This window comes from Paraburkholderia silviterrae (assembly GCF_004353915.1).
Taxonomy (GTDB): domain Bacteria; phylum Pseudomonadota; class Gammaproteobacteria; order Burkholderiales; family Burkholderiaceae; genus Paraburkholderia; species Paraburkholderia silviterrae.
Window position 1 is genome coordinate 44,417 of record NZ_SMRP01000010.1, and the last position, 17,049, is coordinate 61,465.

Annotated in this window: 15 protein-coding genes; 13 read left to right on the forward strand and 2 right to left on the reverse strand. The window is 64.2% G+C overall.

What is annotated here, in order from left to right:
• The 6 genes from EYW47_RS20240 to EYW47_RS20265 all read left to right on the forward strand — a co-directional run.
• A partial coding sequence (locus tag EYW47_RS20240; RefSeq protein ID WP_240763817.1) for an electron transfer flavoprotein-ubiquinone oxidoreductase occupies nt 1–1,222 on the forward strand: 1,222 nt, incomplete at its 5' end.
• A 45-nt stretch (nt 1,223–1,267) separates the two neighbouring features.
• Nucleotides 1,268–2,455 carry a beta-ketothiolase BktB gene (gene bktB / locus EYW47_RS20245; protein ID WP_133196626.1) on the forward strand — a complete coding sequence of 396 codons (1,188 nt, stop codon included), beginning with the start codon at nt 1,268–1,270 and terminating at the stop codon, nt 2,453–2,455.
• Nucleotides 2,456–2,544: 89 nt separating this feature from the next.
• Nucleotides 2,545–4,194, forward strand: a complete 1,650-nt coding sequence (locus EYW47_RS20250; protein WP_133196627.1) for a fatty acid--CoA ligase — start codon at nt 2,545–2,547, stop codon at nt 4,192–4,194.
• A 215-nt stretch (nt 4,195–4,409) separates the two neighbouring features.
• The gene (locus tag EYW47_RS20255; protein ID WP_133196628.1) at nt 4,410–4,904 is read left to right on the forward strand and encodes a 2-thiouracil desulfurase family protein; all 495 of its coding nucleotides are present in this window, start codon (nt 4,410–4,412) and stop codon (nt 4,902–4,904) included.
• 484 nt (nt 4,905–5,388) lie between these two features.
• Entirely contained in the window at nt 5,389–6,420 is a 1,032-nt protein-coding gene (locus tag EYW47_RS20260) for a DNA-binding protein (RefSeq protein ID WP_133196792.1), read from the forward strand.
• 179 nt (nt 6,421–6,599) lie between these two features.
• A complete protein-coding gene (locus tag EYW47_RS20265; protein WP_133196629.1) occupies nt 6,600–7,289 on the forward strand; it encodes a pyridoxamine 5'-phosphate oxidase family protein in 690 nt (229 codons plus the stop codon).
• Between the two features lie 428 nt (nt 7,290–7,717).
• On the opposite strand, the gene EYW47_RS20270 is transcribed toward EYW47_RS20265, so the two are convergent.
• Nucleotides 7,718–8,269 (reverse strand): winged helix DNA-binding protein, encoded by a 552-nt coding sequence (locus tag EYW47_RS20270; RefSeq protein WP_165976625.1) that lies wholly within the window; start codon nt 8,267–8,269, stop codon nt 7,718–7,720.
• A 104-nt stretch (nt 8,270–8,373) separates the two neighbouring features.
• Between EYW47_RS20270 and EYW47_RS20275 the strand changes: the two genes are divergently transcribed.
• The 7 genes from EYW47_RS20275 to EYW47_RS20305 all read left to right on the forward strand — a co-directional run bounded on the left by EYW47_RS20275 (nt 8,374) and on the right by EYW47_RS20305 (nt 15,179).
• Nucleotides 8,374–9,489, forward strand: coding sequence for an LLM class flavin-dependent oxidoreductase (locus EYW47_RS20275; RefSeq protein ID WP_133196630.1), 1,116 nt, complete (start codon nt 8,374–8,376; stop codon nt 9,487–9,489).
• Nucleotides 9,479–10,015, forward strand: coding sequence for a flavin reductase family protein (locus tag EYW47_RS20280; RefSeq protein ID WP_133196631.1), 537 nt, complete (start codon nt 9,479–9,481; stop codon nt 10,013–10,015). Before EYW47_RS20275 ends, EYW47_RS20280 begins: the two co-directional genes overlap by 11 nt.
• Before the next feature lie 106 nt (nt 10,016–10,121).
• Nucleotides 10,122–11,237, forward strand: a complete 1,116-nt coding sequence (locus tag EYW47_RS20285; RefSeq protein ID WP_133196632.1) for a porin — start codon at nt 10,122–10,124, stop codon at nt 11,235–11,237.
• A 158-nt stretch (nt 11,238–11,395) separates the two neighbouring features.
• Entirely contained in the window at nt 11,396–12,685 is a 1,290-nt protein-coding gene (locus EYW47_RS20290; RefSeq protein ID WP_133196633.1) for an NAD(P)/FAD-dependent oxidoreductase, read from the forward strand.
• A gap of 14 nt (nt 12,686–12,699) precedes the next feature.
• A complete protein-coding gene (locus EYW47_RS20295) occupies nt 12,700–13,257 on the forward strand; it encodes a helix-turn-helix domain-containing protein (protein ID WP_133196634.1) in 558 nt (185 codons plus the stop codon).
• Nucleotides 13,258–13,379: 122 nt separating this feature from the next.
• Nucleotides 13,380–14,726: a glutamine synthetase family protein gene (locus tag EYW47_RS20300; protein ID WP_133196635.1), complete on the forward strand. Its 1,347-nt coding sequence runs from the start codon at nt 13,380–13,382 to the stop codon at nt 14,724–14,726.
• 174 nt (nt 14,727–14,900) lie between these two features.
• Nucleotides 14,901–15,179 carry an HU family DNA-binding protein gene (locus EYW47_RS20305; RefSeq protein ID WP_028217477.1) on the forward strand — a complete coding sequence of 93 codons (279 nt, stop codon included), beginning with the start codon at nt 14,901–14,903 and terminating at the stop codon, nt 15,177–15,179.
• A gap of 330 nt (nt 15,180–15,509) precedes the next feature.
• Here EYW47_RS20305 and EYW47_RS20310 read toward each other — a convergent pair whose 3' ends face one another.
• Nucleotides 15,510–17,030, reverse strand: coding sequence for a sensor domain-containing diguanylate cyclase (locus EYW47_RS20310; RefSeq protein ID WP_133196636.1), 1,521 nt, complete (start codon nt 17,028–17,030; stop codon nt 15,510–15,512).
• Nucleotides 17,031–17,049 lie beyond the last annotated feature (19 nt).

The following is a 17,049-nucleotide window of genomic DNA, read 5'->3' on the forward strand; positions in this document are numbered from 1 at the left end:
GGAAGTGCTCTACAACGACGATGGCTCGGTCAAGGGCGTGGCCACCGGCAACATGGGCGTCGGCAAGGACGGCGAGCCCACCGAGAACTTCCAGCTCGGCATGGAGTTGCACGCGAAGTACACGCTGTTCTGCGAGGGCTGTCGCGGCCACCTGGGCCGACAACTGAGCGAGCACTTCAAGCTGGGCAAGGATGCGGACCCGCAGGTCTACGGCATCGGCATCAAGGAGCTGTGGGAGATCGATCCGGCGAAGCACAAGCCGGGTCTCGTGATCCACACGGCGGGCTGGCCGCTCGAGAAAGACACCTACGGCGGCTCCTTCCTTTATCACACCGAGAACAACCAGGTGATGGTGGGCTTCGTCGTCGGTCTCGCCTACACGAACCCGTACCTCTCGCCGTTCGAAGAATTCCAGCGCTACAAGACGCATCCGGCGATCCGCAAGTATCTGGAAGGCGGCAAGCGCGTTTCATACGGCGCGCGCGCGATGACGGCGGGCGGACTGATGTCGCTGCCGAAGCTGGCGTTCCCGGGCGGCGCACTCGTTGGCGACAATGCAGGCTTTCTGAACGCTGCGCGCATCAAGGGCAGCCACGCGGCGATCAAGACCGGCATGCTCGCGGCGGAAGCGGCATTCGATGCGGTGCAGGCGGGCCGCCAGAGCGACGAACTCACGGCTTACCCGGAAGCGTTCAAGAATTCGTGGCTCCATGAAGAGCTGTACAAGGCGCGCAATTTCAAGCAGTGGATGGGCAAGGGCCTGTACCTGGGCACGCTGATGGTGGGCATCGAACAGAAGCTGCTGGGCGGCAAGGTGCCCTGGACGCTGCATCACCAGCATCGCGACCACGAGATGCTGCGCCCGGCCTCGCAATGCAAGCCGATCGAGTACCCGAAGCCCGATGGCAAGCTCACGTTCGACCGCCTCTCTTCCGTGTTCATTTCCAATACGAATCACGAAGAGAACCAGCCTGCGCATCTGACGCTGAAAGACGCCACGGTGCCGGTCGGCATCAACCTCAAAACCTACGCGGGTCCGGAGTCGCGCTTCTGTCCAGCAGGCGTTTACGAATTCGTGAAAGACGATTCGGATGAAGAACGTTTGCAGATAAACGCGCAAAATTGCGTACACTGCAAGACCTGCGACATTAAGGATCCGACGCAGAACATCGTGTGGGTCACGCCCGAAGGCGGCGGTGGACCCAACTATCCGAACATGTAGTGCCGGCAGCGCAATCGCGCGCGAGCCATTGAAGGAGACGTGCAAATGAGCAAAGAAGTCGTGGTGGTAGGCGGTGTGCGAACCGCAATCGGCAAATTCGGCGGCAGCCTGAAAGACGTCGCGCCCACTGAGCTGGGCGCGCTCGTGCTGCGCGAGGTGCTCGCGCGCAGCGAGGTCAAGCCCGAGGACGTGGGTCACGTCGTGTTCGGCAATGTGATTGCCACCGAGCCGAAAGATCTCTATCTCTCGCGTGTTGCGGCCATCAACGCGGGCATTCCCGATTCGACGCCTGCTTTCAATGTCAACCGCCTGTGCGGCTCGGGCCTGCAGGCCATCGTGTCGGCGGCGCAGACCATTCTGCTTGGCGACGCCGATGTCGCGATCGGCGCGGGTGCGGAGAACATGAGCCGCGCGCCGTACCTCGCGCCCGATATGCGCTTTGGCGCACGCATGGGCGATGCACGTATGGTCGACATGATGCTCGGCGCGCTCAATGATCCGTTCAATACGGTGCACATGGGCGTGACCGCCGAAAACGTCGCGCGCAAGTTCGACATTTCGCGTGAGCGTCAGGATGCGCTCGCGCTCGAATCGCATCACCGCGCGGCGCGCGCCATCGCCGAGGGCCGCTTCGCGGGCCAGATCGTCCCCGTCACGCAGAAGGTGAGGGGCCGCGAAGTCGTTTTCGATACCGACGAGCATCTGCGCACCGACGCCACGATCGAAGACTTCTCGAAGCTCAAGCCCGTCTTCGCCAAAGAGAACGGCACGGTGACGGCCGGCAACGCCTCGGGCATCAACGACGCGGCCGCAGCCGTGCTGCTGATGTCGCGCGAGGCGGCAGAGCAGCGCGGCCTCAAGCCGATGGCGCGGCTCGTCGCCTACGGGCACGCGGGCGTCGATCCGCTGCACATGGGCATCGGCCCCGTGCCGGCCACGCGCCTCGCCCTGCAGCGCGCGGGCCTGCGCGTCGAAGACCTCGACGTGATCGAGTCGAACGAAGCCTTCGCAGCCCAGGCCTGTGCGGTTACGCAGGAGCTCGGTCTCGATCCGGCCAAGGTGAACCCGAACGGCTCGGGCATTTCGCTCGGTCACCCGATTGGCGCCACCGGCGCGCTCATCACCGTGAAGGCGCTGCACGAGCTGCAGCGCACGGGCGGCCGCTACGCACTGGTGACGATGTGCATCGGCGGCGGACAGGGCATTGCAGCGATCTTCGAGAACCTGCGCTAAGGCTCGATAACGCATCGTTAGTGCCGGCGCGCCGTGTAGTCGAACGCGGCGCGCCTCGTAATTGAATACACCGAATGTTAGAGACAGCCATGTACGATCAGGCCTCCGAAACGATGGCATCTGCCTATGCCTACCCCCTCTTGATCAAGCGCTTGCTGCACACGCCGATGACGCAGGCGCTCGATCAGGAGATCGTCTACCGGGGCAAGCTGCGCATGACCTACGCCCAGTTGAACGAGCGCATTGCGCGGCTCGCGAATGGCCTGCAACGGCTCGGCGTGGAGCATGGCACCACGGTCGCGGTGATGGACTGGGACAGCCATCGATATCTGGAGTGTTATTTCGCAGTGCCGATGATTGGCGCTGTGCTGCAGACGGTGAATATTCGTCTCTCGCAGGCTGAAATCGCCTACACGATCAATCATGCGGGCGCGCAAGTGCTGCTCGTCAACGCGGATTTTCTGCCCGTGCTGGCGGCGATTCGTGACAAGCTCGAGCACGTGCGCACGGTCGTGCTCATCGACGACGAAGGCAATGCGGCGGCCACGTCCGACGTGGCGTTCGCCGACGAATATGAGAACCTGCTCGCGCAGAGCGGCACGCACTTCGATTTCCCCGACTTCGACGAGAACACGCGCGCCACGACGTTCTACACGACAGGCACCACCGGGCTGCCAAAGGGCGTGTATTTTTCGCATCGGCAACTGGTGCTGCACACCATCACCGGGATGGCGGCACTGGCGAGCCCGGAGTCGGGTCAGCGTTTTCACCGTGGCGACGTTTATATGCCGCTCACGCCGATGTTCCATGTGCATGCATGGGGCATGCCGTACATCGCGACTGTGCTGGGCGTGAAGCAGGTGTATCCGGGCCGTTATGTGCCAGACCGGCTCGTGGAGCTGCTGCGCGAGGAAGGCGTGACCTTCTCGCATTGCGTGGGCACGATCCTGCACATGCTGCTGAGCTGCCCGCAGGCGCAGGGCGCCGATTTCAGCAAGTGGAAAGTGGTGATCGGCGGCGGGGCACTACCGCACGGGCTCGCGCGTGCCGCGCTGGAGCGGGGCATCGACGTCTTTACGGGCTATGGCATGTCGGAGACGTGTCCGCTGCTCACGCTCGCGCAATTGAAGCCGACGGCGCAGCCTCGGGACATCGACGAAGAAGTCAGCCTGCGGTGCCGTACCGGCCTGCCGGTGCCGCTCGTCGACCTGCGCATCGTGGACGCCGAAATGCGCGACCTGCCGCACGACGGCAGCGCCACCGGCGAGGTGGTCGTGCGTGCGCCGTGGCTCACGCAGGGCTACCTGCACAATCCCGAGGCGTCCACGCAGTTGTGGGAGGGCGGCTATCTCCACACGCAGGACGTCGGTCGGATCGACAAGGATGGCTGTTTGCAAATCACGGACCGCATCAAGGACGTGATCAAGTCGGGCGGCGAATGGGTCTCGTCGCTGGAGATCGAGAGCCTGATTTCTCAACATCCCGCCGTGGCCGAAGTGGCCGTCATCGGCATCAAGAGCGAGAAGTGGGGCGAGCGGCCGGCCGCCGTGGTCGTTTTGCGCGCCGAGCGCGATGCGCCCGTGAGCGCCGAGGATATCCGGCAGCATGTCCTGCGTTTCAGCGAAACCGGACAGATTTCGAAGTACGCGGTGCCGGAGGTCGTCAAGTTCGTCGATGCGATCGAGAAGACCAGCGTGGGCAAGTTGAACAAGAAGTGGCTGCGCGAGAACTTCCAATGAGATGAGGGGTTGGTTGCCGGTGCCGTGGCGGCGCCGGGTAGTGCTCGACCGGCGGGCACGCAGGAAGGCGCATCCGGCGGATTTCCGGCAGACTTCAGGCTCATTGCGGGCGCACCTCGGGTGCGCTTTTTTATTGGTGCGCGCGGGACGGGGCATGCCAACATGGTGCCCGCCGGTGCATCGAGGGCGCAGCACGCAGCGAGGGAAGATCGCGAATGATTCAGAAGATATTGGTCAGCGCCTGTTTGCTCGGCAGTCCGGTTCGCTATAACGGCTCGGCCAAAACGCTTGCCCATCCGGCGCTCGACGCGTGGCGGCGCGAGGGCCGCATCGTCTCCGTCTGTCCTGAGTTGATCGGGGGATTCGGCGTGCCGCGCCCGGCGGCCGAAATTTCACGGGCGCAATCGGGCGAGGCGGTGCTCACGGGCGCTGCGCGTGTCGTCGATGTGGAGGGCGTCGATGTGACCGGCTTGTTCCTCGCGGGCGCACAGGCGGCGCTCGAACTCGCGCGCGAGCACGATTGCCGCTTCGCACTGCTGATCGATGGCAGTCCATCGTGCGGCAGCCGCTTCATCCATGACGGGAGCTTTTCGGGCCAGCGACGCGCCGGGGCAGGGGTGACGGCTGCGCTGCTGCGTGAGCACGGCATTGAAGTATTCGCGGATTCGGAAATCGATGCGCTCAGTGCGCGGTTGGCACGCGAGCCATGAGGCTCGGCACCGATTCGTGACGAGGTCCGCGGCTGCTGTTTATACGGCGCCGCGGCTTCGGTTGGTTTGCGTTAGTAACGATCGTCGTCGTGATGGTGATGATATCCGCCGCCATCGCCTGGAACGATGATGCAGCCACTCAATGCGCTTCCGAGGCACACGGCCGCTAGCATCAGCACAAGGATTCTCTTCATACGATACCCCACTCGATGGTCTTGAATTCACCCTATCGAGAAAGCGCGTCATCGATGTGTTGGTGTGTAACGAAACGTGTCGCGGCAATCGGGCCTACCGCGCCTCGACAGGGCGTAACGGCGCGGCTCTCGAAAAAGTCGGTTTCATAACTCACAAATCCGTTTCAGGCCAGCAGCTGGATCGCAAATCAAGACATTATAAAAGTAATGTCTAAATTATTGATCGCCAAGGTAGAAATTATACGTTTTACGTTGTATTATTTACTGATCTGATCATGCCCTCTCTCGCCATGTCCGACGCCCCTCTCGACGAAGTCCGTCTCACCGCCGAAATCGAGCGGCTGAAGAGCGAATTCCCCAAGACCCGTGAGCTTTACCGGGAAGTGTGCGCGCTGCTGTTCTTCCGCTTCGGCGTCACGCCCACCGCCAATCGGCTCTACCAACTCGTTCACCGCGGCAGCATGGGCACGCCCACGGCGGTGCTCTCCGAATTCTGGGCGGAGCTGCGAGAGAAAAGTCGCGTACGCATCGAGCATGCCGACTTGCCGGAGGAGTTGCAGGGCGCGGCGGGCGAGCTCGTGGCCGCGCTCTGGAAGCGCGCTACGACTGCCGCGCAGGCTTCGCTCGAGGCGCTGCGCGTCGAGGTCGAGCAGGCGCGCCAGGATGCCGAGGCGGCCGTCACCGCCATGCAGGGCGAGCTCGCGCGCACGGAGACGGCGCTGGAACAACGCACCACCGCGTTACTCGCGGCGCAGGTGCGGATTCATGAACTGGAACAGGCGCAGGCGGCCGCGGCCGCCACGCGCGGCGCGCTGGAAAGCGAGGTCGAGCGGCTGCAGCAGGATGGCCGCGAGCGCGACGGCGCGCTTGCGCAGGCACGCGCCGATTTTTCCGCCGAGCTCGACAAGCTTCGTGCCGGAGCGGAGCTCGCGGAAACCCGCTTGCTGGCTGCGGAAAAGCGCGCGCTGCTGGAAATCGAACGCGAGCGCACGAGCAATGCACGCCTGCAGCGCGATCTGGAGGCGGCCACCAAACGCGCCGCGCGGGCTGAAGAGAGTGCGCGGGCCGAGATTCAATCGCTGCAGGGCCAGCTTGGCGATCTGCGGCATCAGGCGGGCTTGCAGGAAGGGCGTCTGGAGACGCTGCGCGCGGCGCATGCGGTGCAGGCGCAGGAACTCGACGCACTGCGCACGAAGGCGGGCGCGCAAGGAGATGCCACTGGCGCGGCGCCGGTCCGGCGTGTGCAACGGCGCGCGGGTCGCTCTGCCGATGTCCCGGCAAAGCCGCTGCGGCCCGCGCGCAAGACGGGCACGAAAAAGTGACACCGGCGGCGCGAGCCCGGGTGAGTGCCGTCGGGCACGCGGCCTTCGCGAGTCTGGATTAGCGGCGATCTCCGTGTGGCGCCGTGGCTCCAGACGAATGCGCCGTGCTGGGTCTACCCATGGAGCCACCGCTTCGCTAACGTAATCGGCATCCCCACCCAATCGAGGAGATGTCGAGGATGTCCGAAACCGATACCGTTTCTGCCAACGGCCAGGCGCCGTCGCCGCGCACGCGGGTGCGCCGCATCGCCGAGCGCGCCCATTACGAGCGCGACACGCTGTACGCGATCCTCGACGCGGCCTACGTGTGCCACGTCGCATTCGCCGACGAGCACGGTGTGCATTGCATTCCCACCGCGTGCTGGCGCGAGGGCGATCATCTCTACATCCATGGCTCAAACGGTAGCCGCATGCTGAGGCTCGCGGCCGAGGGCGCACAGGTCTGCGTAACGGTCATGCATCTCGACGGCCTCGTGCTGGCGCGCTCCGCTTTCCATCACTCGATGAACTACCGCTCGGCGATGATCTACGGCGCGTTCGAAGTAGTGGGTGCCGACCGCAAGGCCGCGGCGCTCGACGCCTTTCTCAATCACATCGCAGCAGGCCGCGCGCACGAAGTGCGTGCCGGCAACCGCAATGAGCTGGCCGCGACGACGGTGCTGCGGCTGCCGCTCGACGAAGCGGTAGCAAAGATCCGCACCGGCGGCCCGAAGGACGATGAAGAGGATCTCGACCGCCCCGTCTGGGCGGGCGTGCTGCCGCTGGCGCTCCAGCCGTTCGCGCCTGAGCCTGATGGTGCACAGCCGGAAGGCGCCGTACCCGACTATGTGACGGCGTGGGCCCGCCGCGTCGGGAGTGCGGGCCGCTAGAGGTCCGCCGAACCCGAGCTACCTTCCCCGCGGTGGCGGCAAATGCCCATGGCGCCTGACCTGGGCGCCGCCGGCCGCTTGGCCGGAGTGTCGTGCACGGCGAAAAGCCGTCGCTTCCAGCGTTGTTCTCCCTCCTGTCCGCCGGGGCGCGGCTTTAGCCGCGCTTCTATTCCGAACTCCTGAACTGCAAGAGCCGAAGCGGGATGCGCGCGGCGAGCGCGCGCGCCAGTGGGCATTCGCGTGCTCAGTGGCTGCATAAAAGTGCAGCTCGAGGGCCGGTGTTTTCCCTGAGGTGAAATCGGTTGCAGCCAAAAAATGGCTGCACTACGATTCGATCAAATAGAAATTCAATGTGAATTTTTATTTGAAGTGAGTTGGGCGCTGGAGGGTGCAGTGCGCTTCATGCTCCTCGCTACGGAGCCGCACCATCAGCGTCGCCGATGGAAGGTTGCGACTTCGCGCGTGGCGGATTCGTAGACGCGTTCCATCTGTTCGAGGCAGGCGGTGGCCTGCGCGGCGGCGGACTGCATGCCCGCGGCCGCCTCGGCCATCTTGAGGAGCACCGTTTCGCGCAGCCGTGCGTATTCCTCGCACACGCTCGCGCCTTCCGCGGTGGTTCTGTAGTACACGCCGGCGCGCGCCGTTCCGGATTTTTCGACGAGCCCGGCCTTGATCAGCTTGCGTAGTTCGTACTGCATATTAGCGACGTCCTGCCGGTTGGTCATATGCAGCAGATCGCGAATGGTCTTGGGCCGTTCGTGCATGTGGATGACGTGCACCAGTGCGTTCTCCTGGCCGCTCAGCGTGGTGCCGGTAACGGCGGCCATGCACTCGGACTGCCAGCGCGAGAACGACTGGTTCAAACGCATGACGGCATATTCGAGGTCGGTGATCTCGACGCCGAAGTCGTCCATCGCAAGGTGCCAGCGATGTTCGGCAGTAGCGGTCTTTTTCGTGGTTCTGCGTGAAGGTTCGGTCATTGCGGAATCGCGCGGTTGCGGCCCATGCCGTCGACTGGGTTGGGAGAGGGGGCTGCCGCGAGGCGGCCCGTCATGGAAACAAATTTTACTGCGCCAGGACTGACATGAGACGAATTCTGAACACGAAGGACTTCATTCTGGGGACGTTTGCGACGAACTGCTCGGGCGGGATGTCGGTGACGAAGATCGGCGAGCGCTGGGACAATTCGTGGGAGAACAACGAACAGCTTGCGCTCATGCTGGACGAGGCCGGTATCGACTTCATGCTCCCCATCGCGCGCTGGATTGGCTACGGCGGCGAGACGGACTTCCACGGCTCGGTGCTGGAGACCATGACCTGGGCCGCGGCGCTGCTCGCCAGGACGCGCCACCTCACCGTGTTCGCGACGATCCACACGGCGGCCAACCATCCGGTCGTGGTCGCCAAGCAGATTGCGACGCTCGACCAGATCGGCGCCGGCCGGGCCGGGCTGAACATCGTCGCGGGCTGGAATCGCCCCGAGTACGAAGCGCTCGGGCTGCCGCTCGCGAGCGGTCACGGCAAGCGCTATGCGTACGCGCAGGAGTGGTTCGATATCGTGCAGAAGATCTGGACGCACGACGGCCCCTTCAACTGGGATGGCGAGAATTTCCACCTGAAGAACGTCTATGGTTTGCCGCGCCCATGGAACGGCGAGCGCCCGCCGATTCTGAATGCGGCGGGTTCGGGCGAAGGGCGTGAATTTGCGATCGGCAACGCCAACTTCCTCTTTACGCCTGCGATCGATCTCGAGCGCTCTCGCACGGAAGTCGCCGAGCTCAAGCAGAAAGCCGTCGCAGCCGGAAAGAACGTGAACGTGCTGACGTTTTCTCATGTGGTCTGCCGCCCGACCGAGGAGGAGGCGCGCCAGTATCTGCACTATTTTGCACAGGACAATGCGGACTTGGGCGCGGTCGACAACCTGGTTGCATTGCAGTTCGCGAATGCACAATCGTTCCCGCACGATTTGCTCGCGCTGATCCGCGACAGGATGGCCGCGGGGCACGGTGGCTTCCCGCTCGTGGGGACGCCTCAGCAGGTGGCGGCGGGGCTGATTTCGCTTGCCGAAGCCGGCTTCAAGGGCACGACCTTGTCGTTCGTGGACTACGTGAAGGAATTCCCGTACTTCCGTGACACGGTGCTGCCGATCCTTGAGGCACATGGGCTGCGCCGCCCTGGAGAGCGCCGCCATGCAGCCTGAAGTCATGGAAGACACCGGTGCGCTGAGCAGCCGCTTCGTGCAGGCGATGCGCGGGTTCGCGGGCGCGGTATGTGTCGTGACCGTCGCGGAGGGCGCGTTGCGCAGCGGTTTCACCGCCACCTCCGTTTCGTCGTTTTCGGCACAGCCGCCCATGGTGGTGGCGTCGCTGAAGGCGTCCAGTTCGTCTGCCGGGATGCTCGAACGCACGCGGCGCTTTGGCGTGAATCTGCTGCGTGCTGAGCAGCGCGCGATTGCCGAGCGATTCACGGGCTTTCGTGGCGAACAGGGCGAGGCGCGTTATGGCGGCGACGAATGGGTGCACGCGAGTCCGGGCGGCGCACCGCTGCTGGCGGACAGTGTCGTTGCCATGGACTGCGAGGTGGAGGAGTTGATCGTGCGCCACGGGCACTTGCTCATTATTGGGCGCGTGCGCGCGGTCAATCGCGACGAGTCCGTACCGCGTCCGCTTCTCTACTGGCAGGGACAATATACGGCTCCCGCCGGCCCGATTGTGCCAGGGCGCTGATTCCCGGCGTCCGGTCGATCGAGGTCAATCCGGTCGTGCAATCTGGTGAAATTTTCAAGCCTGATACTAAGCATACCGAAATATATGTAAGAACTGGAGAGTGTCAATGGGAAGGCAACGCAGGAAATGCGCGCTCGCGGCAATGATTGGCCTTGCAGCGCCGATTGCTCACGCGCAGAGCAGCGTCACGATCTTCGGCCTGCTGGACGCCGGCGTGTCGTACATCAGCAATCAGGGTGGCAAATCGAACTGGCAGATGGCGGACGGCATCGCCGTGCCGAACCTTTTCGGCCTGGAGGGGGCCGAGGACCTGGGCGGCGGTCTCAAAGCGAAGTTTCGGCTCGTCAACCAGTTCTCGCTCGGCAACGGCTCGATCATCGCCTCGCCCAGCAATAGCTCCATGACGAGTGGCGGCCTCTTCGCCCGTGAAGCCTGGGTGGGCCTCGCGAGCGAGCGCTACGGCAGTTTGACCATGGGACGCCAGCAGGACTTCATGGTCGATACGTTGCTTGCGGACGTGGGTGCGGATTCGGCGCTCTACGTGGGCGGCCTCTACAACTTTCGTGACGGACCGTTCGCCGGGCTGAATCTGCCGGATTCGCCGCCCGGCGACGCCTACGACTTCGACCATATGAACGGCGCCGAAGCGTTGTCGAATTCGGTGAAGTACACCTCGGCAGACTTCAGCGGACTCAAGTTCGGCGGCATGTATGCGTTCGGCGGAACCGCCGGCAACTTCAGCCAGAACAGCGCATCGAGCTACGGTGTGAGCTACGCAAGAGGGCCGCTTGCGGTGGGCGCGGCTTACACGAACGTCAAGTACGCGGTGCTTGAAGGCGAGAGCATCCGGAACTGGGGTGCCGGCGCGCGCTACACGATCGGCAATGCACTGCTGACACTGCTCTATACCAATACGCGCAACACGCAAAATGGTGCCGCCGTGAACATGGTCGAGGCGGGTGGCACCTGGCACGTGACGCCCGCATTCGGGCTGGGGGCAAACTACATGTACATGTGTGGCAACGCGGGCGTCGACAACAACCACGCCCATCAAATCGATGCCGTAGCTCAGTACAGCCTGTCCAAGCGCACGACGGTCTATGCCGAAACGGCGTTTCAGATTGCCAACTCCGGCGCAACGGCGGCTATCGATGGCACGTTCGGCCCGTCGAGCAGCAATCAGCAATTTGTCGGGCGGATCGGTATCCAGACGAGGTTCTGACACAAACTGGCTCGGGGCGGTCGTGCCGCCGTCCCTTGTGAGGCTGCACCTCGCGCGAATGCACAAATCAAGCCTGGGGTAGAGCGCAATTTGCATTCGTGAAATTGTTGTGCTAATTTTTCATGAAATTCAGCCGACAAAATTTCACGGATGCCACCATGTTCGTCGAATCGACCCAGCACGTTGAGAGCTACTACGCCCGGACCTTGCCCGGCGAGGTGCCCGCGCGCCCGGCATTGGCGGGCGAGTGCGATGCCGATGTCCTGATCGTCGGGGCCGGTTTCAGCGGGTTGCACACGGCGTTGCGCCTCGCGCTCGCGGGCCAGCGCGTGGTTGTCGTTGAGGCGAGCCGCGTGGCGTGGGCCGCGTCCGGGCGCAACGGCGGGCAGGCGCTGCTCGGCTGGTCGTGCGATATGCCGCCGATCGAGCAGTCGCTGGGGCGACAAGGCGCGCGTGAGTTGTGGGAGAGCATGCGCTGGGCGGCGCGCGAGGTGCGCGAACTGCCCGGACGCCACGGTTTCGACGCCGACTATCGGCCCGGCAGCCTGTGGACGGCAGTCAAGCGCAACCGCATCGCATTGCTCGAGGAGGCGCGCGACGAAGCCGCGCGCAAGTGGGGCTACGATGCGCTGCGCGTCATCCACGAGCACGAGATGCCCGAATGGGTGGGCAGCCCGCGCTATCTCGCGGCGCTCTACGATCCCGAAGCCGGCCACCTCAATCCGCTCAAGCTCGCGCTCGGCCTTGCCGCTGCCATCGAGCGCGCGGGCGGGCGGATTTTCGAGCAGACCCGCGTGCTGCAATGGCGCGAAACGCAGGCCGGTTTCGTCGCGACTACGCCCGATGGCCTGATTCGCGCGAACACGCTCGTGCTTGCCTGCAACGCCTATATCGACCGGCTCGACCGTGAGCTCGCGCGCCGTGTCCTGCCGGTCGGCACGTATCAGGTGGCGACCGTGCCGCTCGATCCGCAATTGGCGCATACGCTCTTGCCGCGCAACAGTTGTGTGATCGACAACCAGTTCGTGCCCGACTATTTCCGGTTGAGCCCCGACCATCGGCTGCTGTTCGGTGGTGCGTGCACTTATCTCGGCGGCATCCCCAAAGACATTCGCGCGGCGATCCGGCCGAGCCTCGAGCGCGTCTACCCGCAACTGCGCGGCGTCGAGCTCGAATACGCGTGGGGCGGCCATATCGACATCAGCATCCGGCGCACGCCCGACGTGGGCCACGCGCGCGGGCGCTACTGGCTGCAGGGCTTCTCGGGGCACGGCGTGCTGCCGACGCTGGCCGCGGCGCGCGCGGTCTCCGACGCGATCCTCGGCGACACACGCTTGCTCTCGCTCTACGAGGGCATCCATAATCCGCGTTTCCCGGGCGGCGACGCGCTGGCCGCGCCGCTCGAAGCGCTCGGCAAGTTGTGGTATCGCATGCGCGATGTGGTTTGACTGAGGTATCCGGCATGGACAGGGATGAAGAGATAGAAGGACTCGCGATCCTCATTCGCGATCTGCGCAAGCACAAGAAGGTGACGCTGGCCGAGCTCGCGCAACGGATCGGCCGCTCGGTGGGCTTTCTCTCGCAGGTCGAGCGCGGCATGTCGCGGCCTACCGTCGCCGATCTCACCGCCATCGGCGAAGCGCTGCAGACGCCCACCACGTACTTCTACAGCGTGAGCAAGCCGCGCGCGCTGCCGTGGGTCACGCGCCCCGGCGAGCGGCGCACGCTCTATTACGGCGGCGGCATTACGGACGTGCTGGTCTCGCCTAGCATGTCGTCGGGCTTCTCGATGCTGGAGAGCCTGCTGGAGCCGGGCGCCACGAGCGGCGAGCGCCCCGTGGACGACAGCGACGAGCAGGGCGGCTTCGTGCTCGAAGGCGAGCTCACCATCTGGCTCGATGGCGATGGCGATGAGGTCATGCTCAAAGCGGGCGACAGCTTCCAGCTGCCGGCACGCTGCCGCTTCAGTTACGCGAATCGCTCGGACAAGGCTGCGCGGGTACTTTGGGTATTCACCTGACGCCTGGCTCGATGCTCGCTTGATATGAAAGCGTGCGCCTCTCCGGGGTGCGCGTTTTCATCATGCTCTGGAGTCCATATTAATTAGCAGGTCCACCATCTCTCGCTAACGAGGAACCCGAAGTGAGTGCCATCGCAACTGACCTCCTGAGCGAAGTACGCGCCTTTCGTGCGGCTCATCCCGACGTGCAATACGTCGACCTGATTTCCCTCGACATTCCCGGGCATTTCTACGGCAAGCGCTATCCCATCGCCATGCTCGAGAAAGTGGCGGCCGGTTCGCTGCTCAAGGTGCCGCAAAACTGCATCCTGCTCGGCGCGCAAGGCGGCGTGTATCCGATCGGGGAGTATTGCTTCCACGACGGCGACCCGGACGTGCCGCGCCGCCTCGTGTCCGGCACGCTCAAGCCGGTGCGCTGGGAGCAGCAGCCGCTCGCACAGATGTTGATGACCTCGGACGGCACCGCAACGCCCATCGCGTTCGAGCCGCGCCAGGTGCTCGCGCGCGTGCTCGATCGCTTCGCGCGGCGCGGTCTCAAGCCGGTGGTCGCGTTCGAGCTGGAGTTCTATCTGTTCGATGCGAAGCTGCGCGAAGGTCTGCCGCAGCATGCGCGTGACCCGCTAAGCGCGGACGAAGACGATCAGCCGAACATGCATATCGAGCGCCTTTCGCGTTTCGCGCCCGTGCTGCACGAGATGGTCGAGACCGCGCGCGAGCAGGGCGTGGACGCGACGGTCATTACCGCCGAGCTCGGGCCGGGTCAGTTCGAAATCAACTTCGGCCATTGCCACGACGCGCTGCGCGCGGCGGACTGGTCCGCGCTCTTTTGCCGGAGCACGCGCGGCGTAGCGTTGCGGCACGGCTATCGAGCGAGCTTCATGTCGAAGCCGCTGCTCGACGTGCCGGGCAGCGGCATGCACGTGCATGTGAGCCTCTACGACGAGGCGGGCCGCAACGTGCTCGCGGCACGCGAGCGGCGCGCGCTGCGTCATGCAGTGGCGGGCTGCCTCGCGTTGCTGCCGCATTGCATGCCCATCTTCGCGCCCAATCACAACGCCTTCCGGCGCTACGGCGCGATGGTCAATGCGGCGAGCCGGGCGAGCTGGGGTTTCGAGGACCGCGATGCCTGCATCCGCATTCCCGAGTCCGACGAAGCGAATCTGCGGATCGAACACCGGCTCGCAGGCGCGGACGCCAACCCGTATCTCGTGCTCGCGGCCATCCTCGCCGGCATCGAGCACGGCCTGGAAGCGGGCCGCGAACCAATCGCGCCGCTCAACGACGACCGCGCGAGCGGCATCGATTTTCCGGGCGACATGCTCTCGGCGGTGGCCGCCATGCGCGGGCATGCCGGGGTGCGAGAGGGACTCGGCGACGACTTCACCATGGTTTATTGCGAAAATAAACGGCAAGATCACCTCGATTTTATGAATGTGATCGGCGCGCGAGAATATCGCTGGTTTTTGTAAAATGACGCTAAATGGTCACAAAATCGGCGAGAAAATCGCTCGCACGAATCATTCCAGGGGGGCTGACGGCCTGTAAGCCCCGTGTGCTTTGCGTTTCCATATGCAACGCGATTTGCCTGTTTGGCCCGCGTGAGGTAGGGTATGCAGGTTTTCTCAACTCAACACAGGTAGCAGATGAACAAACAGGAACTCATTGACGCAGTCGCCGCAAGCACGGGCGAGACCAAGGCAGCCACGGGAGCCGCAATCGACGCGATCCTCGAAGTGGTCACCAAGGCGGTCACGTCGGGCGATTCCGTGCAGCTCGTCGGCTTCGGCTCGTTCTCGACCGGCCAGCGTGCTGCTCGCGTGGGCCGCAACCCGGCTACGGGCGCGGAAATCCAGATCGCTGCGGCGAAGACGGTGAAGTTCACGGCCGGCAAGGCTTTCAAGGACGCCGTCAACGCGGCGTGATGCAGGCCGCCGCTGCGTAGCGCGCACGAGTGCCAGGCAGGATAGCGGGGGCGGCGCATTGCTGTCCTCGCCATCTTGCTGCTCGTGTGTGCGGTTGCACGGTTGATTGTCGTGCAACCGCGGCGGCAGGGCGCATCATGAGCCGGGAGCAGGGCGTATGACGCCTCGCTCCCGGCGGATCGTTTTTGCGGCGCCGAATCGGTAAGGTGTCCGTCCGGTTGTCTGTTTATTTCAATTCAATACAGCGTTTCAAGCAGCCACTACGCGTTCGCGTAATCGCATGTGCCGCTCGTGACCCTCGTGAGTGAGGGCGGCGCGCCCGCGTCGAATTCATGCGCCGTCTTTGGCTGCGGGGCTGTGCAGGCGCTCGCCGTCCATGCCAGGGCGATGCAGTTCGTTGCGGCGTCGCTTGGCCTCATACATGGCCGAGTCGGCGGCACGCAACATCGCCTCCACGCTTTCACCTTCGTCACAACTTTCCCAGCCCAGCGAAAAGCTCAGGCGCGGTCCGCCGTAGAACTGGTTGTTCAATTCGACGAGTTTCCCGATGCCGTCCGCCACCGCTTCGGCGTCGCGCAGCTCGGCGCCTGGCATCAGCACCACGAATTCGTCGCCGCCGATGCGCGCCGCCTGGTAAGGCTTCTGAATGGCTTTTGCCAGCACCTCGCCTGCGCGTCGTAGCAGCGCATCGCCGGCGGCGTGGCCCAACTGGTCGTTCACGGCCTTCAGGTTGTCCATGTCTACCACGATCGCGCTCACCGGGAACGGCCCCTTGCGCTGCAGGCGGTTCATTTCGTCCACGTAGAACGAGCGGTTCTTCAGCTTCGTGAGCACGTCGTGCTTGCCGAGGAATTCGAGGTAGGCTTCGGCCTTCTTGCGCGCCGTGATGTCGGTGAGCGCGAGCAGTACGAGGTCCCATGCCTGTTCGTGGCCCGGAAACACCGAGAATTGCAGATGCACGTTGAGCGCGCTGCCATCGAGCGCGTAATTGATGACTTCGCGTTGCTGGAAAAGGCGGCCCTCCCACAGGTCGAGGAGCTGCTCGCGAAAGTGCGGACGCATGTCGTCGCGGAACACCTCGGGCAGGCGCGAGAGCAGCGTGGCCTTGTCGGGCGCGCGGTACATGCCGAGCGTGTAGTGATTGACGTCGATGACCTGAATTTCGCTCATGCAACGCTCGACGAAGTCGGGGTGCACATCCGTAAACGTCCGGAAATCGACGATGCCTTGCATGCGCACTTCATCGAGCAGCTGGCGGATGGCCGTGAAATTCTCGACCCACAGCGATACCGGCGCGTGCTCGAAGATGCCGTGCGCGTATTGCTCGCTCATGGCGGCGCGATGGCGCGCTTCTTCGAGCGCGGAAACGTCTTCGATCGAGACGAGCACGCGGCTCCAGTCGTCTTCGTGCCCTGGCAAGATGACGCCGCGCAGCAGGATGTCCATGCGCCGGCCGCCGAGCGTGTAGTTCACGCTCTTGCTCTGGAACGTCGTGCCGCCCGCCCACATCTGCTCGAGTTCGCCCACGTGCGCCTGAAACATGTCGTCGCGCAGCACATCGGAAAGACGCGCGGTGAGTTCCTCATGGTTGCGCGCGCCATAGAGCGCGAGCGTATGCTGGTTGACCTTCAGCACGCGGATGCACGCCGAGCACTCGGCCACGCGGCGCGGGTCTTCTTCCAGCCACGCACGCAGATTCGTGACGCCCGCCTCCCGCCAGCGCCCGAACAAGGCGCGCAACTGGCTATAGTCTTCGAGCCAGAGCGATGTGGGCGTGACGTCGAAGAAGTCGAGCAGGTCGACGCCCAATTTGGCAAAGCTGGCGGCGGTTGCCTGAGTGCCTTGTTGCATGTCGGGAGCAGTGAAGTGG

Coding starts and splice junctions, on each gene's coding strand:
- bktB (WP_133196626.1), top strand. CDS start 1,268: ATGAGCAAAGAAGTCGTGGTGGTAGGCGGTGTGCGAACCGCAATCGGC.
- EYW47_RS20250 (WP_133196627.1), top strand. CDS start 2,545: ATGTACGATCAGGCCTCCGAAACGATGGCATCTGCCTATGCCTACCCC.
- EYW47_RS20255 (WP_133196628.1), top strand. CDS start 4,410: ATGATTCAGAAGATATTGGTCAGCGCCTGTTTGCTCGGCAGTCCGGTT.
- EYW47_RS20260 (WP_133196792.1), top strand. CDS start 5,389: ATGTCCGACGCCCCTCTCGACGAAGTCCGTCTCACCGCCGAAATCGAG.
- EYW47_RS20265 (WP_133196629.1), top strand. CDS start 6,600: ATGTCCGAAACCGATACCGTTTCTGCCAACGGCCAGGCGCCGTCGCCG.
- EYW47_RS20270 (WP_165976625.1), bottom strand. CDS start 8,269: ATGACCGAACCTTCACGCAGAACCACGAAAAAGACCGCTACTGCCGAA.
- EYW47_RS20275 (WP_133196630.1), top strand. CDS start 8,374: ATGAGACGAATTCTGAACACGAAGGACTTCATTCTGGGGACGTTTGCG.
- EYW47_RS20280 (WP_133196631.1), top strand. CDS start 9,479: ATGCAGCCTGAAGTCATGGAAGACACCGGTGCGCTGAGCAGCCGCTTC.
- EYW47_RS20285 (WP_133196632.1), top strand. CDS start 10,122: ATGGGAAGGCAACGCAGGAAATGCGCGCTCGCGGCAATGATTGGCCTT.
- EYW47_RS20290 (WP_133196633.1), top strand. CDS start 11,396: ATGTTCGTCGAATCGACCCAGCACGTTGAGAGCTACTACGCCCGGACC.
- EYW47_RS20295 (WP_133196634.1), top strand. CDS start 12,700: ATGGACAGGGATGAAGAGATAGAAGGACTCGCGATCCTCATTCGCGAT.
- EYW47_RS20305 (WP_028217477.1), top strand. CDS start 14,901: ATGAACAAACAGGAACTCATTGACGCAGTCGCCGCAAGCACGGGCGAG.
- EYW47_RS20310 (WP_133196636.1), bottom strand. CDS start 17,030: ATGCAACAAGGCACTCAGGCAACCGCCGCCAGCTTTGCCAAATTGGGC.